This is a genomic window from Sphingobium sp., assembly GCF_035511395.1.
Classification (GTDB): Bacteria; Pseudomonadota; Alphaproteobacteria; order Sphingomonadales; family Sphingomonadaceae; genus Sphingobium.
The window spans coordinates 1-7,319 of sequence record NZ_DATKFP010000004.1 but is presented as its reverse complement, the minus strand read 5'-3'; the positions used below and the strand labels follow the sequence as shown (position 1 = coordinate 7,319).

Below are 7,319 nucleotides of genomic sequence, written 5' to 3'. Positions count from 1 at the left end.
ACAAACGCTTCGATTCAGTCCAATAGTCCCGGATCAGCTGCGCGCGTGCGTCGAGCAGGCGGCGAAGTTGCGCATCGAAGGTCGCGATGTCCCAGACGTCGATCGGCGCGGCCCGCTCCATGCGCCGCTCAAGGCGCGGCCGGGCGGTCGAGCATCGGCCCTCTGGCCGAATGCGCGCCCGCAGCGGTTTCCAGATTGGGCTCGAGACGGACCTGGCGTGTCCCTAGATGCTCCTTGACGAAGTCGACCGGGAAGCTTGCACGGCAAAAGATCTCTCGCTCGGCATTCTGCACCATCGTCTTGTTGAACGCCCGTACCGAGGGCGGACGGGATCGGAAGATCCCCAAGCGGTCGGCAAAAGGCGGCACGTAGTTGCTGACGACCATGAGTGCGCGCCTTGGCGTGATCGGGCATAGGACCTCGGCCTCGCCGAAGCCGAGCGCGGCCGGGATCACCGGCGTGTCGCCCATGATGAACTCGGTGCTGTCGGGCGCGTCCAGCAGCACGAAGCCGCAACGCTCGAGTTTGGTTGCATAGTCGCGCAGATGCCTGCGGATGATCTCGACATGCAGCATATCAGCCCTAAAGCGCGCGGCCGCCGGATCGAGCCCGAGCACCGAAGCGACATTCTCCAGCATTCGGTTGGAGTTGAGCTCGTCCTTATAGCTCGGAACTCGCACAATCAGCGATGCGACGTAGCGCGCCAGCGCGCGGCGGTCGGAAAGCGAGAAGGCGGCAGAGAACGCACGCTTGTCGGCGTAGAAGCCGTCTCGCGCGATCTGGCGCTTCTCGCGGTGGAGCATCGCCTTGTCGAACCGTGCTTCGAGTTCGGGGTCGCGCCGGGTTTCGGTAGCGATCCTCGCAAGCACCGGCGCCACCGGGCTTTCCACTTCGTCCGCGAAATAAATCTCAAGCGCTGGATCGCGGGTGCCATCCGGCATCATTACCGAGTTATACTGGCCGATCACGGCCGTGTTCGTCGGCGTCGTCCGCCGGACCTCGCCGCTTTCGGTGATCGTGGTGACGCAGCCTTCCTCGTCCACCCATAGCGACGAATGGCAAACAGGGATCCAGTGATGTCGCTTTGGCGCGCCGCTCATCCCCACAACATAGGATCGCAGCGTTAGCGCGCAATGCCGAACTGCGCGTGGGTAGTGCGGTTCGCTTGATCTTCGAGGCGGCCGCACACATTGAACATTTGGAACGACTCGATGCGGAGAAGCGAAATCAATGGGCGTTGCAGGCAAGACGGTAGGAGGCTCGATACGCGGCGCCGCGGCCGCGCAACTGGGGTTCGACTATCAGCTCGACGTCTCCATTCTCGCGGCATTGCAGCTGCTCCTCATCTCCAAGGCCGCGACGCGCCTGATCCTCGAACCCGCGAGCGAGGAGGATCTCGAAGTCGATCTCGAGCCGAACGTGCCGGGAAGGATCGAGTCCAGCGCGACGCTGGCCGGCGGCTACAAGCTTGTCATCCAGGTCAAGCGCGATACCGGCGAGCCCTGGTCGGTCGACGACTTCTCCGCCTTGCTTAAACATGGTTCCGACCAGCCGGGCGGAAGGCGAAAGGCACTGCACCATCTAGACGACCCCGGCACACGCTACCTGCTCGTCACGACAGCCGACGCCAAGGGCGTTGCCCGCGGGCTGCTGGTTGAGGGGTTCGAGGAGGCACACGACAGGGCCAAATTCCCCGCGAGCCTCCGGACCACTCTCAAGAAGTCGCCCGAGGGGCGCGTCGCGATCTGGGGCAAGCTGACCGAGAAGCAATTGGCCTCGGACCTGCGCGAGCTGATGTCCGACCTCCTCCATGTGCCGAAGGTCGACCAGCAGGCCTTGCTGGAAAAGCTGCGGGCCGAGGCAAAGCGGCGGACGCGGACGGCGCAGCCCGGTGTCTGGACGCGCGAGGACCTGCTCGCCACCGTCCGCGACCATGGCGGCTTTCTAGCGAGCCTTCCCAGCCTCGAGCATTTCGTGCCGCCGGCCAATTTCGATGAAATGGCGCAGCTGCTGAACGAGAAGAACGCGGTCGTGGTGCGCGGGCCCTCCGGCACTGGCAAGACCCAGGCGGCGCTGAAGCTGTGCGACCTGGCCCGGCAGCGCGACGGGGCGACGGAGATCGTGGCGCTCGGCGCCGACGACAGCCCGACCAGCGCGCGCAAGCTCGTCGATAAGGGGCCGACCCTGTTCTACATCGACGACCCCTGGGGCCAGTACAGCCTGCGGAGCGGCCACCAAGACTGGACCGAGCAGCTGCCGCGGATGCTCGCCAAGGCGTCTCCCACGCACCGGTTCGTGATTACCTCCCGCAGCGACATGCTCCGGGGCGCCCATGTCGGCGCAGCGCTGGACGCCTGGTCGGTCGAGCTCGATGCCGAGCAATATCGCGGCGGCCAGCTGCGGGCCATCTACGACAACCGGATGGACCAGCTCCCGCCCGCGCTTCAGTCCAAGGCCTATGCGTTCCGCTCGGGCGTGCTCGGCAGGCTCGAGACGCCGTTAGAGATCGATCTCTATTTCTCGCACCTTCTCGCGGGGCCCGAGCCGGAGGAGCCGGACTATCAATTCTCCGCGCGGCTCCTCGCGCTCGCGCAGCGCGATGCGGTCGAGGGTGTCGTCGTCAAGGCGCTGGAGGCGAGCGATACGACGGGCACGGCTGCGATCGTCTGGGCGCTGCTCGCCGCGCGTGGACAATTCGATCGTGGGCAGCTCGCGCCCCTCATGCGCGCGATCCGTCCGATCGACCGTGACCTCGCGGACGGGCTCGACAAGCTGATCGACCGGTTGGTCGCCGCCCGCCATTTGCGCCAGCCGGTGCGCACGATCGCCTTTGCCCATCCAAGCGTCCGGGAAGGCTTCGAGGCCTTTCTGCTCCGGCACTGGCTGCGCAGCGAGGCAGCAATCCAGGCGCTGATTTCCGCGCTGCTGAACCTGCCTGAACCCCATCGCGGCTGGGGGATGGAGACCGCCGCGCGCGTGCTCGAGACGACGCGCCGGTTCACGGACCACAGCGAGATCGATGCGCCCCTCGACATCCCGGCCGGAGATCATGCAGCGATCGACGCCTGGCTCGACGAGGGACTGGTCGATCCAAAGTCAGACTTCGGCCCGCTCCTCGAGCTCGCCTCCGAAGTCGGGACGCAAGCGTCGATCCCCAGCCGCGTGGCCTTCTGGCTGCTCAAGGGCATCCAGCGCGGCGGGTCGGTCTTTGTCGACGATTGGAAACCGCCCCTGTTCGAAGATGCCTGGTACGATACCGTCTCGGCGGATCCTTGCTCGGCGATCGTTGCCGGGCGCTTCATTCGCGGTCAGCTTGCCTTCGATCACGGCGATTATGGGAAGGGCTTCGTCGAACGGCTCGACCGCATCGCGACCGGCCTCGAGCCTGACTATCTTGATGCTGCTCGCCAGATGGTTGGCAACGGCGTCGAGACGAATGCCGAGGTGGTCGCCGCCGGCGCGCTCCGCGATCTGGAAGGCTTCGAAGCCGTCGTCCGGCTTGCCCTCGACGATCTCGCCGCGCTCCGGCGAAGCTATGACCAGGCCCACGCCGAAGAGTGGCGCGCGATCGAGGACGGCGAACGCGACTATGCCGCCGAGGAGGCGATGCAGTGGAACCATGAGGACGACGGCTACACCTCGGGCGTATTCGTCGATGCCTATGTCCGCCGTCTTCGCGCGGACGGCCGCTGGCGCACGATCGCCGAACACCCGCGTGTCGCCGAACTCGTCCGCGCCTGGGCCCACGCCGTCCTGGTCGCTCGCGACAAGGCGCCGGTCGAGGAGATTCGTGCGCTGCTTGCGGCTGCAAAGGATCTCGATGCCGAGCCCGAAGCATGGGGGGCGATCGATTGGCATTGGCATGGTGAGATCGAGCCTGACCTCCGGGCGCGGCTTGGCGATGCGGACGCGGATGTTTCGCTGCGTGATGCACTTGCCCGGGTTGGACTCCCCCATGCGCCGCAAGCGCTGGTCGCCACCGTCGAGCTAAGGGCGGGGCGTCCTGATCGCCAGATATCGCTGCTCACCGACATACATCGATCCAGTTTCCGCCTCGAAGCGGACGATCGGCAGGTGATGCTCAAGGAAGTCACGGACCGATTGGCGCCCGAGCTTTCGGAAATCCTCGCAGCCTTCCCGCCGGGCGACGGTAAGGCAGGCGCCGTCGGCGCCATCGCCCTGGCGTTCCTGACCGGCAACATCGCTGACCTCGACCCGGAGACACTGAGCTCGGTGGCGCCCGTCATCCTTGCCAGCGACGGCGACGCGTCGCCGGCGATCTCTATGTGGCTCGCACGCGCGACGAGCAAGGACCATGCGCTCGCCGCGACCAAGCTCGCGATCGAGGCCGGCGATGACGTGATCGTCGAACGAGCGCGCCGGCACTCTCGCGCCGACGCGCGACGGGCCGCCTTGCTGCACCTGGCCCCGTCGGTTCCCGATCCGCTACCCGCACCGATGCTCGCCATGGCCTCGGACAAGAGCGCGCGGGTCCGGCGGGCGCTGGTCTCGGTGATCGCGGAGCGACCGCATCCCGACCATCTCAGAACGTTGCTGGGCCTCATTCACGACAGCTGGTCGAGCGCCGACCACAATCATGAGGACCCCGTCAGCTATGACGTGGCACAGGAAGCGGTTATCGCGATCGCCAACAACGCGCCCTTGTCGGACGCGACCGGCGACAGCTTGCTGGATCTGGCCGAGAAGACGCCGGATCGCCTGCTCAGCCAATATGCGCTGATCGCCGCGGCCCATGGCTGTGGCGCGGGTATTCAGCAGAAGATCTCCAATCTGGTGAACGTGCCGGGCGCCCGTTGGATACGGCTCGACGCGCTGGACGCGCTCGCTGAGGCCGAGACGCTGGATCCGTCGATCACTGCGCATCTCCAGCCTAGCTTCCTCACCAGGTCGGGACCGATCCTTGCGGTGCCCGCGGCCCATCTCGTCGGAGCCCACGCCAAGCCTGCGCGGGCGCTCAAGCTCTTCGAGCGCGTGGCAAGCGTCAACCGCAGACGGGTCCTGCTGCTGGTCGGTGCCAACGCCATGGCCGAACGGAACCGCAAGACCGCCGACCAGATCCTCGATTTGCTCGATCCGGATCATCCGGCACGGCAGCTGCTCGCTTCGCCGGAGCCTCTGCCGCCGTCGATTCTCGACGACCTGGGATCGGTCGACTTGCGCGAATATGCGCGCAAGCGCCTGGGGAAGAGGATCGCCGAAGAGTGACGTCGTAATCCGACAGGGCGCCCGAGGTCTGCTTAAGCGCAATTTCATTTAATGTGTGAGCCTGCAAGGCGTCTTAAGGTATGTGTTCCTGACCGAAAAATAACCTGGCCGCCCGATTTTGCAGACTGGCACATGCTTTTTGATTGCAGTATCCTGAATGGCCGCTCTCATGAGCGCATAACCTAGCGACCGCCGACCGCGATTGGGGCGCATTGCTGACCGGCAGCCCCCCAATACCCATCAAGCGCCTTTTAGCCTGTTTGCGAAATGGCAGGTTTCATTGAACAAAGAACGAGAGACAGGTGGCATCGGATCACCCGTACATGGCGACCATCTTCTCCATGTACTTGGCGTCTTCCTCGTATTTTTCACCGAGTTTACAGCCGGCGTCCAGTGCGGCTCGCGGGCTGTGGTACTCGAAATCTGCCTTTAACAAATTGACCTGGTCCTCAACCGGCCAAGTCACTGTGACCGCCGTTGCTCCGGTTCGGCTCCGAAAGGCCAACACGTTGGCGATCTCGCCGCGTCGCTGACCGTCAGGAACATCAATGGGCATCTTCTGCCGATGCGCCGCTCCGCTCCACACGCAAAGTCCTGGGAAGACATTTCGCGCTTTTGGGTCAGCCATTCGTCTAATATAGAACGGGGGCGAGATTTGTTCAACGAAACCGAGCAATCGGGATCGACGGTTTCGAGTGAGGGTCGCGGGGCGGGCGACGGTTAGAGGGTAGACGGGTTCGGTAGTCAGGATTTCCGTTGGATCGAGATGGGGCACGGCCTTCTGCGTCGATGAGACTGCGGGACGCGTCTTCTATACGGCGGCGCACGTGTTGACCGATATCGGCTTGGGCAGTTTGGGTGCGGAGGGAGCCGTCGACATGTGCGACTTCGCGATGTCGCTGCCATCGGCTTTCGAACTGGCGGTGACGGATTTCGACCAAGCGGCCGACGTCGCGACGTTCACATGTGATTTTCCCGCTACGCCGTTTCTTCATTCTCCCGTTCCTCCGGAGGGTAGCGAGATTATCGCCGAAGGATATCTTTGCACGGCCACCGGCAATATGCCTGATTGTGATGCCGCTACTGTTATCAACGGATCGGCCTATCACTTCGTGAACATGGCTAGCCGCATCCGTGGATTCCTGGACCTGAACTCACCGGCGCCGGATCTTTTCGGAACGAGCGGCGGCCCGGTCACCCGTCTCGAGGAACCGAATGCGGCTTTCGCCCTTCTCAACGGCGCAGCGTCGATTTTAGGCGGACCACCGTTCATTTTCACGTCCATCTAGTCACTCGCGGCTCTCGTTCGACCCATCGGAAATCCTGCCCTGACCTTGATGCCCTCGACCGGCTCGCCAGGGATGATGCCGGATCCTAACCGCAGGCCCGGGAAGTGAAAATCACACCGGTTGAGCGGCATGCCGTGGTTCACGGCGAGCGGCTCGGTATCGACGCTCGCCGACTGACTGAGGCTTATCCGCTTTCCAACCAAATGATTATCATCATCGCTACCTGAAGGAACGGCTGCTTTCGTGCTTGAATTTCGGGCGCGTGAATGGCTGAGATTGGGGCGCGTAGCTTCCAGGCGGGTTCACGTCGGGCAAGCGGCAGCTTTTGGCAAGAGCTGCCGTTGTTAGCTCAACCGGCGAACTTCGCGATCTGGTCGACAGCTTCCGGAAAGCTGCCCGTCCGCACCTGGGGATCAAAAATTTGCCGCTGAGTGTCTTGGATGGGTCGTTCGCGTAATCCTCAACGCCTTGGGTTGGGACATTTCTGCCGCACCAATTCGGCCGGTTTAACGGCAGATTCTGCCACGAGCGGTCATCCGGCGGCTCCTTAACGCCAGTGCCTTACCCGAACGCCGCCGATTATCGCGATCAACCCGCTTTCAAGCGAGAGCGAATGAGGTGAGCAGCGTGGTTCGCAAATCTCATCAAAGGAACTTTCGGGATGTTCCGCAACCCAACGACTCATGAGCCTCGCATTCACTTGCCGACGTCAAAGGGTGACGCTCCGGATTTTCTGACCTTGGATCTTATTGATCCATCGCCGTCTCGATGGCACCCATATGCGGGCCCGCGGATAGAGGTCAT

Annotated in this window: 5 protein-coding genes; 3 read left to right on the top strand and 2 right to left on the bottom strand. The window is 63.7% G+C overall.

Annotated elements, in window-relative coordinates; translation table 11 throughout:
- Positions 1–128: 128 nt before the first annotated feature.
- Positions 129–1,100, bottom strand: coding sequence for a DUF4238 domain-containing protein (locus VMR39_RS00290; RefSeq protein WP_325413238.1), 972 nt, complete (start codon positions 1,098–1,100; stop codon positions 129–131).
- A 130-nt stretch (positions 1,101–1,230) separates the two neighbouring features.
- On the opposite strand from VMR39_RS00290, the gene VMR39_RS00285 reads away from it, so the two are divergent.
- Complete coding sequence (locus VMR39_RS00285; protein ID WP_325413236.1) at positions 1,231–5,226, top strand: hypothetical protein; 3,996 nt, start codon at positions 1,231–1,233, stop codon at positions 5,224–5,226.
- Positions 5,227–5,539: 313 nt separating this feature from the next.
- Here VMR39_RS00285 and VMR39_RS00280 read toward each other — a convergent pair whose 3' ends face one another.
- The gene (locus tag VMR39_RS00280; protein ID WP_325413234.1) at positions 5,540–5,812 is read right to left on the bottom strand and encodes a hypothetical protein; all 273 of its coding nucleotides are present in this window, start codon (positions 5,810–5,812) and stop codon (positions 5,540–5,542) included.
- 244 nt (positions 5,813–6,056) lie between these two features.
- Between VMR39_RS00280 and VMR39_RS00275 the strand changes: the two genes are divergently transcribed.
- On the top strand, positions 6,057–6,515 hold the full coding sequence (locus VMR39_RS00275; RefSeq protein ID WP_325413232.1) for a hypothetical protein: 459 nt from the start codon (positions 6,057–6,059) through the stop codon (positions 6,513–6,515).
- Positions 6,516–7,176: 661 nt separating this feature from the next.
- Positions 7,177–7,319 (top strand): hypothetical protein (locus VMR39_RS30385; protein ID WP_414712428.1); only part of this gene is annotated, 143 nt, incomplete at its 3' end.